The organism is Gracilibacillus phocaeensis (assembly GCF_900626275.1).
In the GTDB taxonomy this organism is placed as follows: domain Bacteria; phylum Bacillota; class Bacilli; order Bacillales; family Amphibacillaceae; genus Gracilibacillus; species Gracilibacillus timonensis.
Window position 1 is genome coordinate 639,151 of record NZ_LR131144.1, and the last position, 24,474, is coordinate 663,624.

Annotated in this window: 24 protein-coding genes; 21 read left to right on the forward strand and 3 right to left on the reverse strand. The window is 41.7% G+C overall.

Going from position 1 to position 24,474, the window contains the following annotated elements; all coding sequences use genetic code 11:
• The first annotated feature begins 237 nt into the window (after positions 1–237).
• The 9 genes from E0E32_RS10805 (at position 238) to metK (ending at position 10,915) form a co-directional block, all read left to right on the forward strand.
• The gene (locus tag E0E32_RS10805) at positions 238–1,629 is read left to right on the forward strand and encodes an isochorismate synthase (protein ID WP_066192619.1); all 1,392 of its coding nucleotides are present in this window, start codon (positions 238–240) and stop codon (positions 1,627–1,629) included.
• A complete protein-coding gene (gene menD / locus E0E32_RS10810) occupies positions 1,626–3,374 on the forward strand; it encodes a 2-succinyl-5-enolpyruvyl-6-hydroxy-3-cyclohexene-1-carboxylic-acid synthase (RefSeq protein ID WP_130859758.1) in 1,749 nt (582 codons plus the stop codon). Before E0E32_RS10805 ends, menD begins: the two co-directional genes overlap by 4 nt.
• Positions 3,364–4,143, forward strand: coding sequence for a 2-succinyl-6-hydroxy-2,4-cyclohexadiene-1-carboxylate synthase (menH, locus tag E0E32_RS10815; protein ID WP_130859759.1), 780 nt, complete (start codon positions 3,364–3,366; stop codon positions 4,141–4,143). Before menD ends, menH begins: the two co-directional genes overlap by 11 nt.
• Positions 4,144–4,582: 439 nt before the next feature.
• On the forward strand, positions 4,583–5,401 hold the full coding sequence (menB, locus tag E0E32_RS10820; RefSeq protein WP_066192623.1) for a 1,4-dihydroxy-2-naphthoyl-CoA synthase: 819 nt from the start codon (positions 4,583–4,585) through the stop codon (positions 5,399–5,401).
• A 118-nt stretch (positions 5,402–5,519) separates the two neighbouring features.
• Positions 5,520–6,950, forward strand: a complete 1,431-nt coding sequence (locus E0E32_RS10825) for an o-succinylbenzoate--CoA ligase (RefSeq protein WP_130859760.1) — start codon at positions 5,520–5,522, stop codon at positions 6,948–6,950.
• Positions 6,951–7,105: 155 nt separating this feature from the next.
• Positions 7,106–7,945, forward strand: coding sequence for an ABC transporter ATP-binding protein (locus E0E32_RS10830; protein WP_066192627.1), 840 nt, complete (start codon positions 7,106–7,108; stop codon positions 7,943–7,945).
• A gap of 154 nt (positions 7,946–8,099) precedes the next feature.
• Complete coding sequence (locus E0E32_RS10835) at positions 8,100–8,432, forward strand: hydrolase (protein WP_066192629.1); 333 nt, start codon at positions 8,100–8,102, stop codon at positions 8,430–8,432.
• A 94-nt stretch (positions 8,433–8,526) separates the two neighbouring features.
• On the forward strand, positions 8,527–9,000 hold the full coding sequence (ytkD, locus tag E0E32_RS10840; RefSeq protein WP_130859761.1) for an RNA deprotection pyrophosphohydrolase: 474 nt from the start codon (positions 8,527–8,529) through the stop codon (positions 8,998–9,000).
• A 715-nt stretch (positions 9,001–9,715) separates the two neighbouring features.
• A complete protein-coding gene (gene metK, locus E0E32_RS10845) occupies positions 9,716–10,915 on the forward strand; it encodes a methionine adenosyltransferase (RefSeq protein WP_066192633.1) in 1,200 nt (399 codons plus the stop codon).
• 55 nt (positions 10,916–10,970) lie between these two features.
• Here the strand turns inward: metK and E0E32_RS10850 are convergent, their stop codons facing one another.
• Positions 10,971–11,492, reverse strand: a complete 522-nt coding sequence (locus E0E32_RS10850) for a gamma carbonic anhydrase (protein ID WP_066192635.1) — start codon at positions 11,490–11,492, stop codon at positions 10,971–10,973.
• A gap of 84 nt (positions 11,493–11,576) precedes the next feature.
• Here E0E32_RS10850 and E0E32_RS10855 point away from each other — a divergent pair, with 84 nt between their 5' ends.
• Complete coding sequence (locus E0E32_RS10855; RefSeq protein ID WP_286171879.1) at positions 11,577–12,647, forward strand: tetraprenyl-beta-curcumene synthase family protein; 1,071 nt, start codon at positions 11,577–11,579, stop codon at positions 12,645–12,647.
• 15 nt (positions 12,648–12,662) lie between these two features.
• Here E0E32_RS10855 and mnmM read toward each other — a convergent pair whose 3' ends face one another.
• The gene (gene mnmM, locus E0E32_RS10860) at positions 12,663–13,232 is read right to left on the reverse strand and encodes a tRNA 5-(aminomethyl)-2-thiouridylate-methyltransferase MnmM (protein ID WP_066192636.1); all 570 of its coding nucleotides are present in this window, start codon (positions 13,230–13,232) and stop codon (positions 12,663–12,665) included.
• 105 nt (positions 13,233–13,337) lie between these two features.
• Here mnmM and E0E32_RS10865 point away from each other — a divergent pair, with 105 nt between their 5' ends.
• The 9 genes from E0E32_RS10865 to E0E32_RS10900 all read left to right on the forward strand — a co-directional run bounded on the left by E0E32_RS10865 (position 13,338) and on the right by E0E32_RS10900 (position 21,469).
• Positions 13,338–13,619, forward strand: coding sequence for a DUF2524 family protein (locus E0E32_RS10865; RefSeq protein WP_066192638.1), 282 nt, complete (start codon positions 13,338–13,340; stop codon positions 13,617–13,619).
• A 122-nt stretch (positions 13,620–13,741) separates the two neighbouring features.
• Entirely contained in the window at positions 13,742–14,452 is a 711-nt protein-coding gene (locus tag E0E32_RS10870) for a hypothetical protein (RefSeq protein ID WP_130859762.1), read from the forward strand.
• A 2-nt stretch (positions 14,453–14,454) separates the two neighbouring features.
• Positions 14,455–14,820 carry a GntR family transcriptional regulator gene (locus tag E0E32_RS10875; protein ID WP_066192643.1) on the forward strand — a complete coding sequence of 122 codons (366 nt, stop codon included), beginning with the start codon at positions 14,455–14,457 and terminating at the stop codon, positions 14,818–14,820.
• Positions 14,813–15,469, forward strand: a complete 657-nt coding sequence (locus E0E32_RS10880) for an ATP-binding cassette domain-containing protein (RefSeq protein ID WP_066192645.1) — start codon at positions 14,813–14,815, stop codon at positions 15,467–15,469. The genes E0E32_RS10875 and E0E32_RS10880 overlap by 8 nt, the downstream gene beginning before the upstream one ends.
• 225 nt (positions 15,470–15,694) lie before the next feature.
• Complete coding sequence (gene codB / locus E0E32_RS10885) at positions 15,695–16,951, forward strand: cytosine permease (RefSeq protein ID WP_066192647.1); 1,257 nt, start codon at positions 15,695–15,697, stop codon at positions 16,949–16,951.
• Complete coding sequence (codA, locus tag E0E32_RS10890; protein WP_066192649.1) at positions 16,952–18,208, forward strand: cytosine deaminase; 1,257 nt, start codon at positions 16,952–16,954, stop codon at positions 18,206–18,208.
• Positions 18,209–18,307: 99 nt separating this feature from the next.
• Entirely contained in the window at positions 18,308–18,595 is a 288-nt protein-coding gene (locus E0E32_RS22230; RefSeq protein WP_165445017.1) for a hypothetical protein, read from the forward strand.
• Positions 18,596–18,880: 285 nt separating this feature from the next.
• The gene (locus E0E32_RS10895; RefSeq protein WP_130859763.1) at positions 18,881–19,660 is read left to right on the forward strand and encodes a hypothetical protein; all 780 of its coding nucleotides are present in this window, start codon (positions 18,881–18,883) and stop codon (positions 19,658–19,660) included.
• A gap of 99 nt (positions 19,661–19,759) precedes the next feature.
• Entirely contained in the window at positions 19,760–21,469 is a 1,710-nt protein-coding gene (locus E0E32_RS10900) for a DNA-binding protein (protein ID WP_130859764.1), read from the forward strand.
• Between the two features lie 37 nt (positions 21,470–21,506).
• Here E0E32_RS10900 and E0E32_RS10905 read toward each other — a convergent pair whose 3' ends face one another.
• Entirely contained in the window at positions 21,507–22,742 is a 1,236-nt protein-coding gene (locus E0E32_RS10905) for an MFS transporter (protein ID WP_286171882.1), read from the reverse strand.
• A 272-nt stretch (positions 22,743–23,014) separates the two neighbouring features.
• Here E0E32_RS10905 and E0E32_RS10910 point away from each other — a divergent pair, with 272 nt between their 5' ends.
• Both E0E32_RS10910 and E0E32_RS10915 read left to right on the forward strand, forming a co-directional pair.
• Positions 23,015–23,659, forward strand: coding sequence for a helix-turn-helix transcriptional regulator (locus E0E32_RS10910; protein ID WP_130859765.1), 645 nt, complete (start codon positions 23,015–23,017; stop codon positions 23,657–23,659).
• 4 nt (positions 23,660–23,663) lie between these two features.
• A complete protein-coding gene (locus E0E32_RS10915) occupies positions 23,664–24,470 on the forward strand; it encodes a pyruvate, water dikinase regulatory protein (RefSeq protein WP_066196402.1) in 807 nt (268 codons plus the stop codon).
• Positions 24,471–24,474: the final 4 nt, after the last annotated feature.

The following is a 24,474-nucleotide window of genomic DNA, read 5'->3' on the forward strand; positions in this document are numbered from 1 at the left end:
CTCAGAATTCTATGCTTTCTTATCTTTTAAAATAGTCGTCATTGTTTTCACACTTTATTCCATTGATATGTCATAAAATTCAAACTTCTTTGCGATGAAGCAATAAACAAGCTTTAACAGAACATTTTTTGCTATACTAGGAAGGAAGGTAAAAAGTGCGACTTTCAAAAAGAGTAATTTTATAATATAATGGATAGCGTTTATGAGAACATGCCCTATAATATTGGAGGGTTAGCAATGATTGAAATGCAAGACATAAACATAGATGGTGTGTTACAGTCTGCTCAGCAGCAAGCGATTAAACAGGCTGCACCAACGTTTGTCAGTGTGACGGAACAGGTGGATCCCATCGATCCTATTATGTTCTTTCATACAGGCAGAGGGTTAAGTGACAATCGGATTTTTTGGTCGAGTGCTGATCAGGAGCTGGAATTTGTTGGTGTCGGTGAGGCGATGACTTATCAAGATGGACAGGCTTCTACACAGCAGATTAAGCAGCAATGGTTAGAGGGATTACAGCAAAGTTATATTAAAAACCCGTTTGCACAATTTAAAACGGGGCCGATTGCCTTTGGTGGTTTTCCTTTTGATGGGGAAGAACAGCTGCAAACCTTATGGAAAGAGTTTGCAGGAAGTCAATTTCGTGTGCCCACCTTTCTATTAACTGTTGAGCAAGACCAGTATTTTGTAACCACTTCTTTGCATGTAGAACAAGACAGTGATTTGCCTGCATTATTGGAACAGCTACAGCGTCAAAAACAGTATTTGCTACAACGCATGGAGGCCCCTCAACAAGAGAATCACATTGTATTAAAACATGAAGTGGACCCTCAGCAGTGGAAAGAAATGGTTGAACAAGCTACCGCACAGATTGATAGAGAAGAAGTTCATAAAATTGTATTAGCAAGAGAGCTACAAGTTGAATTTGAACAGTCATGTAATATGGGAGAAGTCTTGACAAATCTGAAAAAGACGCAAAAGAATAATTATGTATTTGCATGGGAAAAAGCGGGTACTTGTTTCATAGGTGCCACCCCAGAACGGTTAGTCAAGGTAGAGAACAATCAGGTTTATTCAACGTGTTTGGCAGGTACTGCGCCGCGTGGCGTTACCATTCAAGAGGATCGTGAAATTGGTGAACAATTACTGCAAGATCAGAAGAATCTCCAGGAACACCAATTAGTAGTGGACATGATCAGACAAGCTGTTCATTCTTTTGCCACCTATGTTCATATTCCAGATCAACCGGTATTATATCCATTGAGAAACTTGCAGCATTTATATACACCGGTAGAGGCAACATTAAAGCAGGGGTACACGCTTTTAGAGATAGTTGAGAAATTGCATCCTACACCGGCGTTATGTGGGTACCCGCGCCAGACGTCTTTAGCATTTATCCGCACATTTGAACAATTAGAAAGAGGCTGGTATGGCGCGCCAATTGGCTGGTTCGACAGTCAATTTAATGGAGAGTTTGCCGTGGCGATTCGATCTGCACTTGTTGATGGTACAAACGCCTCTCTTTTTGCTGGGTGTGGTGTGATGCGTGATTCTGATGCAAGGTTAGAATATCAAGAAACAGCGATAAAATTTGCTCCTATGTTGGATGCCTTAGGAGGATCGCAATGAATCATACATCGAGTCTGACCTTTTATGTAGGAAACTTTGTCGCACAGCTCTACCGATCTGGTGTACGGGATGTGGTGATTTCACCGGGTTCGCGTTCGACGCCACTTTCCTTAACATTTGCTGCTGACAGGCGGTTCCAGATTTGGGTGGATATTGATGAACGATCGGCGGCCTTCTTTGCCTTGGGTATTGCCAAGCAAACCAACCGGGCTGTCGCTTTAGTTTGTTCATCTGGTACGGCTGCCGCCAACTATTTTCCAGCTATTATCGAAGCAAGCCATCAACGGATACCGCTTATTGCCCTGACCGCTGATCGGCCACATGAATTAAGGGCGGTTGGCGCACCGCAATCGATTGATCAGATCAAATTATTTGGGGATTACGTGAAAGCATTTCATGAGATGGCTTTGCCGGAAGATTCTGAACAATTGCTTCGATATGCGTGTCATCATGCAGATCGAGCCGTTCAAACAGCCTTGGCTCCATTACAAGGACCGGTACATCTCAATTTTCCATTTAGAGAGCCATTGATTCCAGATTTTCAACAGGTCGTGCCAACAGAAATGCCATATGAAGAAGCACGGCATTATCCATCGACACATACGCAATTAACTGTGGAAGCCTTGCAGGATATCAAACAGTATCTTATGGCAAAACAACGAGTGGTATTAGTGATTGGACCTCATCAAACGGAAGGTCTAGCTGAAGCCGTGTTACGATTGGGTGAAGCTTGGGATATACCTGTATTGGCAGATGTCTTATCCTCCGCACGCATCAATACGGAAAAAAGGGTTGTCATGGATTGTTTTGATAGTATCTTAAAAAGGCCTGCCGTGAGAAAGCGAATCGGGGTGGATGTGATCATTCGTTTTGGTGCGATGCCGGTTGCCAAATCAATATTGCAGTTATTACAGGAACAAGAAATAGAGCAAATGATTGTTGATGAGGCTTTTAGTTACCGCAACCCAGTGCTGAAACAGGCGCGTTATGTGCAGGGGAATCCCGTTGATATCGCATTACAATTAGCAGAAATACCGCGAGAACAAGGGGATCGCTGGTTAGCTTTTTGGCAAAAGTTAAATCATACCGCCAAACAGGTTCTGCTTGATAACCAAGAGGAATTAACAGAAGGAACAGTTATACATGTGATCCAAGAGGTGATTCCAAAAGATAGTAATCTTTTTGTTGGCAACAGTATGCCCGTACGTGATGTAGATACTTTTTGGCACAATACAGATAAGGATGTGGTTATCGCTGCCAATCGAGGCGCAAATGGTATCGATGGTGTAGTGTCTACTGCCTTAGGGATGGGAACCACAGGGAAACGAGTGACACTCATTATTGGCGATATCTCCTTTTTACACAGCATAAATGGACTGTTGTTGGCAAAAAGATATCCGCTGAATGTGACGATTGTTTTGATCAATAACCAAGGCGGTGGAATCTTTTCCTTTTTACCGCAGGCGCAGCAGGGAAATAAGGATGACTATGAGTTACTATTTGGTACACCACAACAGGTAGATATCCAGTATGCTGCAGCATTGTATCAATTATCATCTTATCAGCGTGTGAACGATGGGGGAGAACTTAATCAAGCGTTAGCAGCTAGTTATCAAACAAATGGGGTATCATTGATCGAAGTGAATACGGATCGAGATGAGAATGCAGCATGGCACATGGAAAAATGGCAAACGATTGAAAGAACTGTTTTGCAGGTTATAGAGGACAATCCATATGTTGATTAACCAATATTGGGTAGAGCGTATCGGGGATGGGGATCCAATTGTCTTCTTCCATGGCTTTACAGGTTCTGTTCAAACATGGTCATTTATCCGAGAATACTTGCCTGGATACGAGTTGATCCTTATTGATTTGCCAGGGCATGGCAAATCAACGGCAAAGGTGGATTCCCTGCAGGCATGCTGTCATGATTTGCAGCAGGTGTTGATGGAATTACAAATTACAAGCTTTCATTTGGTAGGCTACTCTATGGGAGGGCGTACGGCGCTGCTTTTTGCTTCCTATTTTCCAGGCATGATAAAATCACTCGTGTTAGAGAGTGCCTCACCTGGGCTGCAGGATAGGGAGGAGCGTCAACAAAGAAAGCAGAAGGATCAAGAGCTGGCAGCATACATCCGTCAGCATCCCTTACAGACGTTTGTCGACAAATGGGAAAATATTGCTTTGTTTGCATCGCAAAAATCGTTAAGTGCAGAGAAAAAGCAGCAAGTAAGGGAAGAACGACTGGCGCAATCCAGGTCAGGTCTGGCTACTTCTCTCGAAACAATGGGAACAGGTACGATGCCTTCTTGCTGGTCGTACTTGCCAGAATTAGAACTGCCAGTTTTTTTAATAACAGGGGAGTGGGATCAAAAGTTTATCATGATTAACCAACAAATGCACGAGCGATTGCCTAATAGTTCCTTTCAAGTCGTAAAAAGAGCGGGACATGCAGTTCACGTGGAACAAGCGGTGTTTTTTGGTACAATGGTAAAAGAGTTTTTCGCAGTGTAACTGGCTGTAAGGCTTCCACTACAAGAATCAGTGAAGGTATGAGGGAAGAGAATGGAATCCAAACAGCCAGTAACGGCCCGATTGGCTCAACTAACATTCAGCGAAAGGCCCACTGAATGAAGTTTCACTTTATCGCAGTGTAACTGGCTGTAAGGCTTCCACTACAAGAATCAGTGAAGGTATGAGGGAAGAGAATGGAATCCAAACAGCCAGTAACGGCCCGATTAGCTCAACTAACATTCAGCGAAAGGCCCACTGAATGAAGTTTCACTTTATCGCAGTGTAACTGGCTGTAAGGCTTCCACTACAAGAATCAGTGAAGGTATGAGGGAAGAGGATGGAATCCAAACAGCCAGTAACGGCCCGATTGGCTCAACTAACATTCAGCGAAAGGCCCACTGAATGAAGTTTCACTTTATTAACCAAAGGAGGTAAGGAAATGACAGTAGATTGGGTAACAGCTCATACATTCGAAGATATTTTATATGAAACATACGATGGAATTGCTAAGATTACGATTAATCGACCAGAGGTGCGCAATGCCTTTCGTCCGCAAACTGTGAATGAACTAATTGAGGCATTTACATACGCACGTGATGATTCAAGCATTGGTGTGATTGTCTTAACTGGTGCAGGGGATAAGGCTTTTTGTTCTGGGGGAGATCAGAAAGTGCGCGGTCATGGAGGTTACGTGGGGGATGATGAGGTACCACGTTTAAATGTCCTCGATTTACAGCGTTTAATCCGTGTCATCCCTAAACCAGTAGTGGCAATGGTTGCAGGCTATGCCATCGGTGGAGGTCATGTATTGCATGTCGTTTGTGATTTAACGATTGCGGCAGATAACGCTATCTTTGGGCAAACAGGGCCAAAGGTAGGCAGCTTTGATGCAGGATATGGCGCTGGTTTATTAGCTAGAATCGTCGGCCATAAAAAGGCGCGTGAAATTTGGTATTTATGTCGGCAATACAACGCACAAGAGGCGTTAGATATGGGACTTGTTAACACGGTCGTACCTTTGGAGCAATTGGAAGAGGAAACGATCCAATGGTGTTCTGAAATGTTGGAAAAATCACCAACTGCCCTTCGTTTTCTTAAGGCATCATTCAATGCAGATACCGATGGATTGGCTGGTTTGCAGCAAATGGGCGGAGATGCCACCTTGTTGTATTATACAACGGATGAAGCCAAAGAAGGCCGCGATGCCTTTAAAGAAAAGCGCAAGCCGGACTTTAAACAGTTTCCGCGTTTTCCGTAAGTGAGAAGAAGGTCAATGCTGTAAAGGTGTTGATCTTCTTTTCATTAAGTGCATGTTTCAAAAATACTACATCATATGATAAAGGTGATGATGCCATCTTTTAATAAGGGGGAGCAGTATGGAGCATTGGCTGACAAAAAGAGCATTATTAACACCAGAACAAACGGCATTAGAATTAGCAGATGGACAACGGCTTTCTTTTCGAGTTTTACGGGAGCGAGCACTGTCTTTTGCTGAACATTTAGCTCGACTAGACATCAAGCAGCAAGTAGCGATTCTATCTCATAATTCAGTAGATATGGTGGTGGCTTTATGGGCTTGTACCTATTTGCAGACACCGGTCGTTTTTTTAAATACCAAATTAACAAACGCTGAATGGAAAAAACAATGTGAAGATGCCCATGTCTCTACCATAATTACTTCCGAATCGTTTCGGAAACAGGCGGAAAGCTTACCAGTCGCGGTGGTAACTTTTGCAATGGTGAAAGAATTATCGGCACTGCCAGGGACAGTAAAAGAAACGATGAAGGAAGAAGCGATCTGTTCCATGATGTTTACTTCAGGTACAACAGGCAGGGCTAAAGCCGTTCAGCATTCCTACGGCAATCATTGGGCAAGCGCGATTGCCTCGGTACTCAACCTTGGATTAACAACCGATGATAAGTGGCTGGCCTGTCTTCCTTTATTTCATATTGGCGGTTTGTCTATTTTGTTTAAAAGTGTGATCTATGGCATGCCTGTTTATTTACTGGAACGCTTTGATGAAGAGCAGGTACATCAAGCTATTATGCACCAAAGAGTGACGATGATTTCCGTGGTTGCGCTGACCTGTGCGCGATTATTAGAACGTCTCGGGGATGAGCAATACCCAGAGACGTTTCGCTGCATGCTTTTAGGTGGCGGATCAGCGCCAGAGCCTTTATTAAAAAAGGCAGAGCAGAAACAGGTACCTGTGATCCAAACCTATGGTATGACAGAAACCAGTTCACAGGTTGTCACGCTGCATGAAACAGAGGCATTACGAAAGCTTGGTTCAGCAGGTAAGCCGCTTTTTTCAGCTTCTTTACAGATTAGAGATGGTCACAAAGCGTTGCCTGCAAAACAAGTTGGAGAGATTGCTGTTCAGGGACCGATGATTACGCCAGGTTATTACCAAGCAGATGCGAGCAATCAAGCTGTCTTTCATGATGGCTGGTTTTATACGGGAGACCTGGGCTTTTTGGATGAGGAAGGTTTTTTATTTGTGGTTGATCGAAGAAGTGACTTGATTATTTCGGGAGGAGAGAATATTTACCCTGCTGAGATCGAGGCCGTTTTGCTGGCGTTTGCTGGTGTAGTTGAGGCAGGTGTAACAGGCAGAACGGATGCAAAATGGGGTAAAGTACCTGTAGCTTATGTGGTAGTAAGTGACCCAGCTATTACTGAAAATGCATTGCAGGCTCACTGTGAACAACAACTAGCAACATTTAAGGTGCCTAAACAGATTTATTTTCGGAAACATCTTCCACGCAATGCGACCAAGAAGTTGCAACGTTATAAATTACAATAGAATAAAATATTTCTCCAGTTTAATTAATCTTAATGAGATTGATTATCAATATTGACAGGAAAGAAAAAAAGCCCTAAACTTAGAGAAAGAGATTATTTTAATTTAAACAACAAATAGTAAGAACCTGACCCATGTTGTTGAAAGGGGTAGTTCGCATGGAGACGTTAGTAGCGAAAGATTTGACGCTGGGATATGGCGATGATGTCATTATTGATGACTTAGATATAACGATTCCGAAGGGTGAAATAACGGTATTTATTGGTGGGAACGGCTGTGGCAAATCAACCTTGCTGCGCTCTTTGGCACGATTATTGAAACCAAAGACAGGTAGTATTGTTTTAAATGGAGATGCTATTGCGAGTATACCAACGAAAGATGTAGCCAAGCAATTAGCTATTTTGCCCCAAGGTCCGACAAGCCCAGAAGGTTTAACGGTAGAGGATTTGGTAAAGCAAGGGCGTCATCCGCATAAACAGATGTTTAAACGTTGGTCAAAAGAAGATGAAGAAGCTGTAGAAGAGGCGTTACAATCAACCAATATGGATCATTTGCGAGATAGAGATGTCGATTCTCTGTCAGGTGGTCAAAGGCAACGGGCTTGGATTGCGATGACCTTGGCACAAGGTACGGATACGATTCTGCTTGATGAACCAACGACTTACTTAGATATGACACATCAGATAGAGATATTGGATTTATTATTTGAGTTGAATGAGAAACGTAATAGCACGATTGTGATGGTGCTGCATGATCTTAATATGGCGTGTCGTTATGCTCATCAAGTAGTAGCTATTAAAGATAAACAGATTTTTGCTCATGGTAAACCAGAAGAGATAGTTAATTGCAACCTCATACATGAAGTCTTCCAAATGAAGGCAGATGTTGTTTATGATCCCATGTTTGGAACACCAATGTGTATTCCTCATGGACGTGGACGTTGTCTAATTAAGGAGACCATTGCAGAATCGCAAAAGCAAACCAGCCTAACAAGTTAATGAAGTAAGCCTTGCATTCCAAATAAGAGTGTGAGGCTTTTTGTTATGTTAGATAAGCGCTTCATGGTGATCGGTCTCTATTAAAAAATGATATAATATTGCGTCGTACATGTTTTAGCCTAGGATGCATACAATATGGGCAGAGGTGATCAACATGGAAAAACGACAATATTATGTGAACATAGGAACAAAAGAAATATCCCAAATTCCATATGGAAACAACGCTACTTATACGATTAAGGCAACCGGTGAAGAGGTCTTTTTATTAAGAGAAAAATTTAATGAAATACAACAGGATGAGATGGGCACGTTCGTCCGCTCCCACATCCCTTTTATGCAATACCATCAAGATCCTGAGAACCAAGAATATGACAACGATTTGCAAGAGATATACCAAATGATTTATCAACTAGCGACTCCTGAGACAAGACAAGCACTGCAAGAATCGGGGATGAAAATCGATGGAAATGAATTTTTAAAAGATTAGTTTCGGCATCAGATTAGGCGGCAACGGGAATAGTAAACCTTATTATCGTTTGTAAACATTCGCATTTGTCGAAAGAAAAAGGTAGTATAGAGATATGAAAACTTTTTATGATTATTATCACAATAAGGTGCAACTTTCTTTGGATAAGCAACAACGATTCGAGTCAAATCCAAGACATGTATGGGTGATTTGTCGTTATCAGGATCAATGGCTGCTCACCAAACATAAGGATCGAGGATTAGAATTTCCAGGTGGAAAGGTGGAGTCAGGCGAATCTCCGCAGCAGGCTGCTATTAGGGAGGTTAGAGAAGAGACTGGCGGACAAGTACAAGATATTCAATTAATCGGTCAATATTATGTGTCGGGAAAAAAAGAAAAGCTAGCAAAAAATATTTATTTTGCCCGGATCGATCGACTGGATGTACAATCCACTTATTTTGAGACAAACGGACCTGTGTTGTTACCGACGATTCCTTCCAAGGTTAAAGATAATCCTCAGTATAGTTTTATTATGAAAGATGATGTACTGACCCATAGCTTAGCGTATATTGAGCATCATCTATCATAAAAAGAAGCGTTATGCACGGGTTGTTCTGATTAAAAAAAGGCTGCAACCCGTCCGGTTCTTTATCGCTAAACTAGGCTAGATATTATACTCCTGATAAGATGAATGATGTGAAGTAGCAGGTCCATCTATTCCTGACGGTTTGTCAGTGCTAGGAAGTGTGCTGCGGAAATAGTTCCGCTTGTACCTACTAGGGCATAAATCAACAAGCGATGCGAGCAAAGAATGTTCTTATCGAGTTTTCTATACCGCGAGACAAGCTTTAGCGAAGGGCTTGGCCGGAGCGTTGTTATGCATACAAACTCTCAGAATAATGACTGGGCTATTTCACGGCACTGCGATTCATTTAAATTCTTTCCAAATCCTATTGTATCAAGAGAGTTATCCTTTCTTGGCTTGTATAACCATTTTTTTAGTATGGACCATCCATTAAGCTGGATAAGGTCCTCATTTTTTTGTTGGAAACTAGTCAGATAATCCGTGACGTCCTCCCAGAGCACTTGCTCAGCCCATGCAAATGATCGAACGCCTCACATAAAAAATGGACGACTTAATGAGCTTCATCCCATTGGCTTTCGTTAATTGTTTCGTGCATTTTTTGCTAAAACGTTGTATAGTGAAAGGTATAGGTTTATTCATAAAATCCATAAAGCAGACTTTTACATATAGATAGTACAGGAAAGTCTTAGTGATTGATCATAGGGAGGATGCTAGAAAGATGACGAAAAATCGACGTTTATTTACATCAGAATCGGTAACAGAAGGACATCCGGATAAGATATGTGACCAGATTTCCGATTCTATCTTGGATGAGATACTTAAAAGTGATCCCAATGCCAGGGTAGCTTGTGAAACAACCGTTACTACCGGTTTGGTCTTGGTTTCAGGTGAAATCTCCACAACAACCTATGTGGATATTCCCAAAATTGTGCGGGATACCATTAAAGATATTGGCTATACGCGGGCAAAATATGGTTTTGACGCAGAAACTTGCGGTGTGTTAACTGCAATTGATGAGCAATCTCCAGATATTGCTGGAGGTGTGGACAAGGCGTTAGAAGCTCGGGAAGGCAAGATGACAGAAGATGAAATTGAAGCAATTGGTGCGGGAGATCAAGGCTTGATGTTCGGCTATGCCAGTAATGAAACATCGGAATATATGCCATTACCGATTAGTATGGCACATCGTTTGGCTAAGCGTTTAGCAGATGTGCGCAAAGATAAGACATTAGCTTATTTGCGTCCAGACGGAAAAACACAAGTCACCGTGGAATACGACGAGAATAACCAGCCAAAACGGATTGATACGATTGTTGTTTCCACTCAGCATCATCAAGATATTACTTTGGAGCAGGTGCAAGCTGATATAAAGGCACACGTCATTCAACCGGTTGTGCCCAAGGAATTATTGGATGATCAGACAAAATATTTTATTAATCCAACCGGTCGTTTTGTGATTGGTGGACCTCAAGGGGATGCAGGTCTAACAGGGCGTAAAATTATTGTCGATACATATGGTGGTTATGCCCGTCATGGTGGCGGAGCGTTCAGTGGAAAAGATGCCACCAAAGTCGATCGATCGGCGGCATATGCGGCGCGTTATGTGGCCAAGAATATTGTAGCGGCTGGTTTAGCAGAAACGTGCGAAGTGCAATTTGCCTACGCCATTGGAGTAGCCCAGCCAGTTTCGATTTCGATTGATACGTTTGGCACGAGTGACTATTCGGAGGAAGCTTTGGTTGCTGCCGTGCGCGAGCATTTTGATTTGCGTCCAGCAGGTATTATTAAGATGCTGGATTTGCGCAGACCGATTTATCGCAACACAGCTGCCTACGGTCATTTTGGGCGTACAGATGGAGACTTCCCTTGGGAAAAAACAGACAAAGTAAAGGCGCTTCAAGCTGCCTTATCTCGATAAGATAAAAAAAGGTTGTGACGCAGCGTTAGAATAAACGCCGTCACAACCTTTTTTATCAATCTGTCTGCTCGATAGTCTTTTTGTATTCTTGCGCTTTTTCTGCATATTCGGCTTGAATCCGTTTCATCTCTGCTATATCTTCCTCAGTTAAATCACGCACTACCTTGGCCGGACTGCCAAAAGCAAGTGTGCGAGGTGGAATTTTCTTTCCAGGTGGTACGAGACTACCTGCGCCGATAAAGGCTTCTTCACCGATCTCTGCTCCATCTAAAATAATGGATCCCATACCGATTAAGGCCTTTTCCCGAATAATAGCGGAATGTAACGTTACTTGATGTCCAATGGTTACATGATCTTCCACGATCAAGGGAAGATCAGGGCTCTGGTGCAATAAAGACAAATCCTGAATATTGCTATAGCTGCCAATACGAACTGGGGCGACATCGCCTCTAATCACCGCCTGGAACCATACACTACTGTGTGCACCAATTTCTACATCCCCTGTTATCACCGCATCCGGTGCTACAAAAACTGTTTTATCGATTACAGGCCATTTTCCTTTATATTGATAGTTCATTTGTGTTAACCTCCTATATAGCTAGTCCTATTTATATGATATCATATTTAAGCGTGTAATTATGCAAAAAGTGAGGGAAACAAAGTGTCCGTTAAAGTCCCAGCAAGCGCTACTTTATTAATGAAAAATGTTTATCGAAAAGTTTTTCCTGAAGTAAATAATCAATTAGCTTACTGGAAAGAAAGAGCAAGTCAGATACCTGACCCAGAATTACGCACGCAAGCATTAGCGAGCATTCGTGATAAGAAATTTCATTGCCAGGGCGGCAGTGTTTATAGTATGCTAGCGGGCGAATATTGGCAGGAAGCGATTCGATTTATTGTCGCCTATCAAACGATCAGTGATTATTTGGACAATCTGTGTGACCGCAGTACCTCCTTGGATCCTACTGATTTTCGTATGTTGCATCAATCCATGGAAGACGCACTTTCTCCAGATAACAAGGTACAGAACTATTACCACTATCGAATGGAGCAGGAGGATGCAGATTATCTGAAGGATTTGGTGTTAACCTGTCAAGCTGTTGTACGTTATATCCCTAATTACCGCTTGTTTCAACACCATGTACTGGAATTGGAAGGGATGTATAGTGACTTACAGGTACACAAACATGTCACGCATAGTGAGCGAATTCCACGTTTGGAAAAATGGTTTGGAGAATATCAAGAAAAATGGCCCATGTTGACTTGGTATGAATTCTCAGCCTGTACAGGTTCGACATTAGGTATTTTTTGTATGATGGCATATGGATTGACTAATGAGTTAACGAAAGAATTATCTGAGCGTATTTTTTCGAGCTATTTCCCATTTTTACAAGGTTTACATATTATGCTCGATTATTTTATTGATCAACAAGAAGATCAAGAAGAAGGTGACCTCAATTTCTGTAACTACTATGCCAATGAGCAAGAATTAGAGGAGCGATTGATCTATTTTGTTGAACAAACCAACCAGATGATGCAGGAATTACCTGACTCTACCTTTCATGAGATGGTACAGCAAGGACTGGTTGGACTTTATTTGGCCGATCCAAAAGTGAAAAAAATGAGTCAGTATCAAGCCTTAGTCAAACGATTAATCCAGGCAAGCGGGCGTAAATCGTCGTTCTTTCACTGGAATATTCGGGTGTACAATCGTTTAGCGGGTAAAGGGTAAACAAGCATCAGCGTGTTAAGAAGCGCTGGTGCTTGTTTTTTCAATCGCAAGAATAAAAGGCGGGTGATTTCGCTGGTTAATAAATTGATATTGCAACACTTGGTAATTTTTTTGATCCAGTTGTTGGCAGTACGAAAGCAATTGATCTCGCTCGTCTGCTCCACCGGGGTGTCCGTGATAAATAACCAGTACAACACGTCCATTTTGCTTTAAAACAGATAAGATGGTATCAACGGCGCTGATCGTGGTTTTCGGCAAAGTGGTGATGGAATGATCGGCTTTTGGCAGATAACCGAGGTTAAAAATTGCCCCAGCAATCGGTTGTTGATCGAGATATTGTTCGATATGCTGATGCCCGTCATGGATGATCTCGACTTGTTTCATATTTGCGTTTGAGACTAATGAACGCGTGTTTTCAATCGCCTGCTCCTGAATATCAAAGGCATAGACCTTTCCTTTTTCTCCGACAAATTGGGCTAATTTTAAGGTGTCATGACCATTCCCGCAGGTAGCATCAATGGCAAGATCTCCGGGTTTTAGAGTGTCTGCTAATAATTGATGGGAAAATTGGATAACAGATTGCAACAAGGATACTCCTCTCTCTATTTACTCCTGCTTAGTTTAACAAATCAATCTCGAAAAGTGTATGATTTTTTCTGAATTCCTCACACTATAACAGAGGTGATCATGATGGCAACAAGGGATTCCATTGATCGCTTGCTGGAAGAAGGCCAGCAGTTGGTGCAGCAGGCGGAAGAACAATTAGAGCTGTCTAATAGAAATAATTTTATCATGGATGAAGAATATACGAGTGCCCATGTGGAGCTGGAGGCGTTGGCCCAAAGAATTGAGCGTGTCTTGCAAAGCGCTAACCCACAACAGCGAGAGCAACTTCAGCGATTCCAATTCATCGTAAATGAAAAGCTCAATGATTTGATTTTAGATCAAACCGATGTGGAACGTTATCAATAAAATAAAGTAAAACGTTATGCAGTGAGGAGATTTTTCCTCACTGCATATTAGTTGTGGGGGTAGACATTTTCTTTGTATTAGTGTACTATTTGATTAGTACACTAATACAAAGAGGTGATGATTTGTCTGTATATCAAGGTTTATGGAAAAAGGAAATCAGAATGATGCGTGGTTTTCACATATTGTTTGGTTTAGCGGTTCTTCTTATGTGGACCAGCCTGCTTTCTCAAGGTAACTGGGATTGGATGATGTTAGTTGATATGTCACTCTTTAGTTTTGTGATCATACCAGTCGTAGTGCTTTTTAGTTTAAATATGGAAAGGCATCAACTTGCTTCTTTTTTATTTGTGAAAAAACATTTGTCTAAACAAGTTTTGATTAAATTCGGGCATGGTTTACTGCTTTACATGTTGTACTATATTTGTATTGGATTGATGGGAATTGTTTTATTCTTCACTAATCATTTGGATGAGTCGCTATCTCACACTTTTTCGGTAGTAGGAATGGTTGGTATATACTTATTGGCGGTTTCTTTAGCGGGTGCTGTGTTCATATTACTGGCATGGGTGCTCTATCAGTGGTGGAGAAAGAACCTGTTCACTTTACTAAATATTCTGCTTTTTTTCGTCCTTTTTATAGGAGCTATAAAAGCAATGCAGTGGTTGATGGAAATAGTGAGCAATTGGTTGGTTCTAACGATTGATGTTACAGAGGTGCATGCATTGTTTGGTGATGGACAAATTTCTCTGCTTGCTGTGTTTTTGTTCATCTGCTTAAACTTTCTTATCTACCAAGTAAGTGTCATCGTGTTAAGACGCAAGGTAGAGGTGTAAGGATGCCACCACAATTTCAACGGGATAAACCCATCTATTTGCAAGTTGTCGACCAAATCATTCAAGAGGTTGTCAGCGAGGAACGTCAACCTGGGGAAAAGCTGCCAGCAGTTCGTGAGCTTGCGCTAGAAACAGGTGTAAATCCCAATACGATTCAGCGTGTCTATCGTGAACTAGAAGGACGGGGGATCACGGTTACCAAACGAGGGCAAGGCACGTTTGTAACGGAAGATCGCAAACATATCGCCGCTGTTCGCGAACAATTAAAAGAGCAATATGTTACCTCTTTTATTGAGGATATGGCGGCATTGGGATTTGATAAACAGGAAATTATCGACCGGCTTAAACAGGAGGAGAAATATGATTAATATCCAACATTTACAAAAAAAGCGACGAGTAACCGATGCCACTTTTCAAATCGAAACGGGCAAGATCATTGGAATAATAGGTGAAAATGGCAGCGGAAAAACAACGATATTAGAAATGATCGCCGGAGTATTGCGTTCGGATAAAGGAGAAATAAATCTGCCGGCTGACCGAAGTGAAATACTCTCCTTCAGTTCTGATCAAGATTATTTTTATGACTATTTTACGGTAACACAGCTAGTGGATTTTTATCAGTCGCAATTCGCTGATTTTCATCGCGAGAAAGCAGAAGAACTCATCGATTTTTTCTCGATACCACGACAGGAGAAGATGGCCTATCTGTCAAAAGGTCAAACGGCGCGCGTGAAATTGGCCGTAACCCTCGCCAGGAATTGTCCGTTATTTATGTTGGATGAGCCTCTGGCAGGACTGGATCCAATGGTGAAAGAAAAAATCGTGCAAGGACTGATTCGATTTATTGATCTGGAGAAGCAAAGCTTGTTAATTACGACACATGAATTATTGGAAGTAGAGGCTATTCTGGATGAAGTAGTGGTCATGAAGCAAGGGAAAGTTATTGCCCAACAAGCAGTAGAAAATATCCGTGAAGAGACGTCGGTGCAAGAATGGCTGAAACAGATGTATGCCTGATTAAATTGATATTGACAAAAACCGACTTGATTGAGATAATATTTTTAATTTGATATTGGTACCTTTAATTCAGTCCCGCGAGGCTGACAAGGACAACGTGTGATACAATAGACGATAGGTGCTGTCTATTGATCGAAGGCTTCTTGTCGGTTGGGCAGGAAGCTTTTTTTATGATAAAAAATCCTGCCTGACGTTGGTACCAGTAGCTGACAAGGAGGATAAAAAATGGATAAAGAATTTTCACTGCAGCCTGTACCAGCAGCACACAGGCAAGGATTTTGGCGAATGTTTGTTGTCATGTTGGGTTTTACCTTTTTCTCGGCAAGTATGTTGTCGGGTGGAGAATTAGGTTTAGGATTGACGATGTCCCAGTTTATTTGGATGGTATTACTTGGTAATTTGATTCTTGGTGGCTATACAGCTGGACTTGCCTATATGGCTGCTAAAACAGGATTATCGACACACTTATTGGCCCGTTATGCCTTTGGCGAAAAGGGTTCTTACTTGGTTTCTTTTTTATTAGGGGGAACGCAAGTAGGCTGGTTTGGTGTTGGTTTGGCCATGTTTGCCGTACCGGTTAACAAGGTTACCGGGATAGATATGTTGCCGCTTGTGCTTATTTCTGGGGTAGTGATGACGGCTTCTGCCTTTTTTGGCATGAAGGCGCTGGCGATCTTAAGCTTTGTCGCTGTTCCAGCTATTGCCGTGTTAGGAAGTATGTCTGTTGGTATTGCTATTAGCGATTTAGGTGGTATCTCTGCCTTGTTCGACTATCAGCCGGAAACTACCTTAAGTCTAGCAGCAGCATTAACGATTTGTGTAGGTTCTTTTGCCAGTGGTGGGACATTGACACCTGACTTTACTCGCTTTGCCAATCGTAAAAAAACGGCCGTGTGGACGACGCTAATTGCCTTTTTCATCGGAAATTCATTGATGTTTCTTTTTGGGGCAGTGGGATCTATTTCCACTGGATTAGGTGATATCTCAGAGGTCATGTTTGTGCAAGGCTTAATTGTGCCAGCCGTGATTGTCTTAGGGCTGAACATTTGGACGACCAATGATAATGCCCTTTACGCGTCTGGATTAGGATTTTCCAATATTACCAAGATTAAAAAAAGCAAAATGGTTATTTTCAATGGAATTGTTGGTACGATTTTTGCGATGTGGCTGTACAATAATTTTGTTGGCTGGTTGAACTTATTGGGGGCTGCCTTACCGCCAATCGGGGCCATTCTATTAGCTGATTTCTTTATTCTTCGTAAAAGGAAATATCCTGATTTTCATAAAATGACGTTTCAAACGATCAGTTGGCCGGCGGTTATTGCTTGGGTTGGTGGTTTTGCCTCGGCTCAGTTCTTACCAGGTATACCTCCATTGAATGGTATTGTTGGCGCGGTTATCATTTATGTAGGATTGCGTCTAGCTGCCGATAAGTTAGGAGAAACAGACAAGCAAACGGAAATAGGAAAAGGGGTATCTTAAATGATATTGATGAATGCGACTTTACCAAAACAAGAGGGATTATGGAATATTCATGTAGAGGATGGTCGATTTACAAAAATAGTGGAAGCGACCGAGGTAGAAGGGGCGGTTAATCTGAATGGTAAGCTAGTCAGTGCTCCGTTTATCGAACCGCATGTCCATTTGGATACGACGCTCACGGCAGGCGAACCGAAATGGAATGAAAGTGGGACCCTTTTTGAAGGGATATCTACCTGGGCAGAGCGTAAGAAGACTTTAACGATAGAGGATGTCAAACAACGAGCAACGAAGGCGTTGAAATGGCAAATCGCTCAAGGCATTCAGCATGTGCGTACTCATGTTGATGTTTGTGATCCATCGCTTACAGCAATGAAGGCCTTGTTAGAGGTAAAGGAAGAGATGAAGAATTACGTGGACCTGCAGTTGGTTGCCTTTCCGCAAGAAGGTTACCTGTCTTATCCGAACGGGACAGAATTGGTTGAAGAGGCTTTGAAACTGGGGGCAGATGTGGTTGGCGGAATCCCTCATTTTGAATTCACGCGTGAGTATGGGGTAGAATCGATGAAACTCGCTTTTGACTTAGCCGAGAAGTATCAGCGCTTGGTCGACATTCACTGTGATGAGATCGATGATGAACAGTCTCGTTTTGTCGAAGTGGTTGCAGCAGAAGCCCATAAACGGAATATGGGAAGTAAGGTAACTGCCAGTCATACGACAGCGATGCACTCTTATAATGGTGCCTATGTCTCTAAATTGATGAAATTATTAGGGATGGCTCAAATCAACTTTATTGCCAATCCGCTTGTAAATATTCATTTGCAAGGGCGGTTTGATGATTATCCAAAACGACGGGGTGTAACAAGGGTAAAGGAATTGACCGAAGCCGGTTTGAATGTCAGCTTTGGTCATGATGATATCTTCGATCCTTGGTATCCACTGGGTACCGGTAATATGTTGCAGGTGTTACATATGGGGATCCATGTGACCCACTTGATGGGGTATCAACAAATAATTCAATCGTTTGACTATATAACAGAGAATAGCGCTGTTACCATGGATATCCAAGACCAATATGGCATAGAGCCAGGTAAACCAGCCAATTTTATTATTCTTAATGCTACCAATGTTTATGACGCGATTCGCAAACAGGCAGAAGTGCTTGCCTCTTATCGTAATGGCGTGAAGATTGCCGAAACCAAGCCAAAAGAAGCTTCTCTTTTTATGGAGGAGACAGAGCTGATTAACTTTGAGAGATAACAGCTGTTCGAGAAAACCGTATCCCTTGTTGAGATGGATACGGTTTTCTCTTGTTTCATCGGTTGTTAGTTTTACTTTGTTCAGAGACGCAGAGAGAGTTTGGCTGTTCTTCTAACGGACAAAAAACCAGCGGATTACGAAATACTGTCCGTAAGAATGAATCTAACGGACAAAAAAACGCTGAATTGCAAAATACTGTCCGTAAGAATGAATCTAACGGACAAAAAACCACTGAATCGTGAAATACTGTCCGTAAGAATGAATCTAACGGACAAAAAAACGCTGAATTGCAAAATACTGTCCGTAAGAATGAATCTAACGGACAAAAAACCACTGAATCGTGAAATACTGTCCGTAAGAATGAATCTAACGGACAAAAACCGCTGAATTGTAAAATACTGTCCGTAAGAATGAATCTAATGGACAAAAACCGCTAAATTGCAAAATACTGTCCGTAAGAATGAATCTAACGGACAAAAAACCGCTGAATTGCAAAATACTGTCCGTAAGAATGAATCTAATGGACAAAAAACCGCTGAATCGCGAAATACTGTCCATAAGAAATGTTATCGTACTCTATAAGGGATAGACGCTGGCAGCTAGTCACTTTCATAACAAATGCAATTGAGCAACATTTTATTCAATCAGCAGTTTAACGAAGGGGGAGCAGGAATGTTTTTTGACGGAGTGATGCCGTTAGCGACAGAGCTTACCATCTGGGCTACCTATATCATGGCTCTTATCTGGGGCTATCGCGGGCCGCGAACATATCGACGGGATCGTTTTTTTGCAACGAAAAATAAAAATTTGCAAGAAGAAAGCGAGGAATTGATTACGACTGGTCAATTATTTTATCAAGGCTTTCAGGAGGTAGAAGACGTACGGCAGCTGTTACCAAACCAGCCGTTATGGAAACGACATGATATTCAGTTTCATTATACCTCTCGATTCTATATCTATACCGAAGACTGGTCCTGTCATGTTAGTGAATCTGTAGAAGAAAGCCGGAAAATAGTCGATTATGCCAGAATGACAAAAATGCTTGGTGCCGTAAGTTTGGAAATGGCGCCCAACTTTTTTCACCGTGTGTTACGATTGATTAATTGGATGCTTTTCTTCATATTATTTCTCACCCCTTTTGTGCTAGTAATTACGGCGGTGGAAACACGGCCAGATGGACTCCCCAATATCGGCGGGCCTTGGGAGCAGCTTAATGATGGCGGTATCGTACTCTTTTTCTATATGGTCTTCCGCTTGGGAGTGGAAACCATTCAATATCTTATGCAGAATCGACGTTCTAAAAAAATGATCAGTGAATTACAGGTCTTTCAATCGGAGCGGACGATTCAATTGATTCACCAATACTTACACCGCCAATTTTGGGGTTATTTCATCAGTTATGCCCTAGTAATCATGGTGTTTTTAGCACTCACCGCTTGGTCATTGGAATAAGGGGACGTCGGTTCCAGTAAAAAATCGTAGCATGCAAAATGAATCCTTTTTGCTTGTTTGTTCGTAAATGATAGTAGAGTAAGTAAGGAGGAAGAAAAAATGGGAGTTCTGTTAACGTCATTAATGAGTTTAATCTTGTATGTGGTAGGTGTGATCGTCACCACTGTTGTGACATCATTTTCGACCAAGAAAGTTTTCAAAGTATCTTTAGGAATATTTATTTTTGGATTTATTATCATGGTCATTATTAATTATTTTGCCATGCCGACCATTACGGTTCCAAACATGTTAACCATTAATATAATTGTGGCGGTTATCCTGATTCCGCTCTATTTATTTTTACTACAGCCAAGTAAACTTGTAGAGAAAAAGGTATTTATGCCATTAATGGGTATAGCCGCTTTAGGTCTTATTGCTATCATTGTCGTAGTGATTACTAGCTTTGTCACATTGGATAATGCCCAGCAGACCATTTCCGTGAGTGAAGAAGAAGAGGCAGAGCCGTTGACCAAGGATGAAACGCCTATCACGGTTGCACCAGAGTTTGCCCGGAATAAGATTCAGAAGGCGATGAGTGTGGTACCGAACCCGCAATTTTATGACCTTGGTAAGCTGCAAGTGCAAAAGGTAGACGACGAGATTGTGTATGTCGCACCGGTAGAGTTTGCTGATTTTTGGAAGTTTTTAAGAGGTCAAGAAACACCTGGTTATTTTACGATTTCGGCTACGAATGTAAATGCCCAACCTGATTTTCATGAAGATGCCATGAATTATACTAATTCTAGCTATTTTCATAAATATGTTAAGCGGGTCATCTACAATCAATACCCTAATTATATTCAAAGTGGTGAGGCACAGATTGAAGTAGACGATAACGGCAAGCCTTGGTATGTGCAAACCATTTATAAGCCGATGCACATTACCAATAAGCCGAACTTGGATCAGTTAAAAGTGGTGGTCATTGATCCCGATACTGGGGATATGCAATCCTTTGATACAGACGAGGCACCAGCATTTATCGAGGGATCGGTCAGTTCCGAGATGGCTACTTTAACCAATGATTATTACGGAAAATACGTACATGGCTGGTTAAATAGTGTGTTTGGCAAGCGAGATGTGAAGATTCCTAATCAGTCCGGATCCGAATCTGGTGTTACTCCGATGTTTGATGAAAATGGAGACATGTATTATTTTACCGACATGACGTCACCAAAGGAAAATATTGATTCGGCGTTAGGTTATACGTTAATCAATGCTCGTACCGGTGAATTAACCTATTATGGCGGAGAAAAGAATAACGGTATTATGGACAGTGAAGGGGCCAAACAGATTGTTAACAAGGAATTTCCTGAGAAAAAATGGGAAGGCTATATGCCTGTTTTGTATAATATTGATGGGAATCCAACGTGGGTCGTGAATGTATTAGATCCGAATGGTTTACACAAGCAATATGCCTATATTAAAGCCAATGATTCGGATTTCGTCGTGTTTGGCGATACGGCTAATGAAACACTGGATGCCTATCGCATGGCCTTATTACAAGATCCAGGTAACACTGGGGCAACAGGTGAAACACAGACAGAGGAAGTGACAGGCACAATAAACCGTGTGTTGGTTCATTCCACCGAGCAAGGACAGATTGTACAATTTTTAATCGAAGACGATACAACGATTTATACTGTCAACGCCAGCAAGGTACCATTAGCGATTTTCTTACAGCAGGGTGATGGAATCCAAGCAGAGGCGCAAGTGCTTGATAACGGAACGGCAACGATTGAGACGATGGAAATAGAGGGATTAACGGAATAAAATAAGCAATTTGGTTGATAAGAAAAAGGCACGAGGATTACTCGATGCCTTTTTTCTGTCTGCGATAAATTTCTAACGTGCTCACGGCACAGAGAATGGCGGTGAGCCCGATAAAGAAATAGCCTGCTTGCATACCGATTTGTCTGCTTGCCTCCCATGAAGAGCCAAAGGATAGACTGGTGACAAATTCAATAATATAACCAATTAATAGGTTTGTCAGAACCCCGCCAATCCCAATCAGTACTACGACGAAGGTGATCGCAGCATCGGTTCCTGCCTGATATTGTTTGGTGACTAGTGCCATCATTGTAGGATAAATCGGGCCAATCCCTAAACCAGCAATCGCAAATAAGAAAGCAATCTGATCACCAATAAAAAGTGGCAATAGACTAAGTAAACCTGCGAATGTAGAAAAAATAACAATCGAGATCGCATAACCAATCCGATCTGTTAACGGTCCAAACAACAATCGTGCCATCATAAACGTAAAAAAGAACAGAGATAATAAGCCAGAAGCATCACCAATCGACCATTCACTTACCCTAACCAAATAATTCACCAGCCAAGCGGCGATTCCTAATTCAGCGGTCACACCCATTGTTAAGGCAAAGACAATCAGCCAAGCTATCGGGTCTTTAGTCAGCTTTTTAAAAGAAGCCGGTTCTCCGGATTCTGTTGCCACCTGTTCCTTAGGGAATTTGCTCCATAACACCGGGATAATAGGAAAGAGTGACAAACTCATCATCACTAAATACATACCACGCCAGCCAAACACGGTAGACGATATCTCCCAGCCCATCACGTAGGCAGCAGCAATCGGTGCTACTGTAGAACCAACCCCGTAAAAGAAGTGAGATAGGTTAAGCATGGTTCCCGTATTTTTTGTAAAAAGCCGGGCCGCAATAATGGCTAAACCGATTTCAAGCATGCCATTTCCTATATATAATAAAAAGTAAGCGATCACTAAAGAGGTAAAATTATTAGAGAAATAAATAAAAACGCCGGACAACGCCATCAAGATAAAGGTGAGAATATTAGTTGTCTTTGCTCCGATTTTTGCGATTAACCACGACGTATAGGTACAGGCGAGAAAAAAGCCAAAGGAATTAATCGCTAATAAGATTCCTAATGTCCCATCTGTTATGGTTAATTCTGTTTGCATCTCTGGCAAGGCCGGCCCCTTAATATTCTCGGAAATGCCAAAAATGAAAAATCCCCCAAAAATAACAAATAGCAATAATATGTAGTTCGTTTTTTCTTTCTGCTTGATCATGACTGAACTCCTTTGATTTTCCATTCCGTCTATCATATCATAAAAATGATGGGTTACCTATGCTTTTTTTGCGAATATTATTTCCTTATAGGATAAGAAAGCAGTCTTGGTGTGATCAGATGTGGAACAATTTTGACTTCTTTGAGTGCCGGTTTTTTCTTACTTGATAGAAGGAAACAACATTAGCCGATAGATTTTTCGCTACTCATCAAAAATATGTTATGATATTTATTAGACATGTGTTTGTTTTGCATAGAATCAGGAGGAAGATAATGATTGATTTTACCAAGCGACAAAAAGAAATTATGCATATTTTAGCAAAACATGAACCGATTACGGCGGAACAAATTGCAGAAATGCTGGGCGTAAGTAAAGGGACATTGCGATCTGATCTAGCTGTGTTAGTCATGACGGGACATATTGAAGCTAAGCCGAAAGTAGGTTATTTTTTAGCGAAGGAACAGAAGGAGCCCAGTCAACAGAACATTTGGAAGCAAACACAAATAAAAGATGTTCAAGGAGTACCTGTTACCATTCAGCGGACAACCACCGTCAAGGATGCTGTGATATCTCTTTTTATGGAGGATGTGGGAACACTGATTGTGGTCGATGAACATCATTATTTAGAAGGAATTGTCTCGCGCAAGGATTTATTAAAGGTAACTTTGGGAAATCCAGAAGCTGTATCAATGCCGGTACATTTGGTGATGACCAGACAGCCAAAGGTATATACCATTGCATCAGATAAAAGCGTTTACGAGGCTGCCAGTATGATGGTGTTGTATGAAGTGGACAGCTTACCGGTCGTTAAGAATCAAGAAAACAAAGACAAAGTGATTGGCCGAATCACCAAAACCAATATCGTGAAAGCATTGATTGATCATCCATTTGATAGCTTACACACAGGGGGAGTGTAGAGTGATGGCAGAACAGTCCTACGTATTTGTATGTTCCGATGCCGTGGGAGAGACGGCAGAAGCAGTGGTGAGAGCAACCATCAGACAATTTGCTAATAACAATGTACAAGTGAAACGACAAAGCCATATTCAGACAGAAACAGAAATAGAGGATATTATGAAAGAGGTAAAAAGCAAAAAAGGTTTTATAGCGTATACCTTGGTTCAGCCTGAATTGAGGGCGAAAATGCAACAAGAAGCGATTCAAGCTGATATTCGGGCCGTAGATGTGATGGGACCGATGATGCAGGCATATATTGATACCTTTGATGGTAATCCAAAGCCAGATCCCGGTCAGCGACAGGTCTTAGATGAAGAATATTTTAAACGGATTGAAGCAGTGGAATTTGCCGTTAAATATGACGATGGAAAAGATGTGAAAGGTCTCCTGATGGCTGATGTTGCCTTAATCGGGGTGTCACGCACTTCGAAAACACCCTTAAGTATATTTTTAGCTCATAAAGGTATTAAAACGGCGAATTTGCCTATTTTGCCTGATATGGAAGCACCGGAAGAGCTGTTTGCTGATGTAGATAGAATGGTGGTGGGACTGACGATTGACCCAGCCCAACTGTTGAAAATCAGGACGGAGCGGTTAAAGACTTTAGGTTTGCCTGCTCAATCCAAGTATGCCTCCATGGATCAAATTGAACGGGAGATGGAAACAGCCGATAACTTGATGGACAAGTTAGGTTGTCCGGTGATTAACGTATCCGATAAATCCATCGAAGAAACAGCAGGATTGATTATGAAGATGTTGTCAGAAAGATAAACGA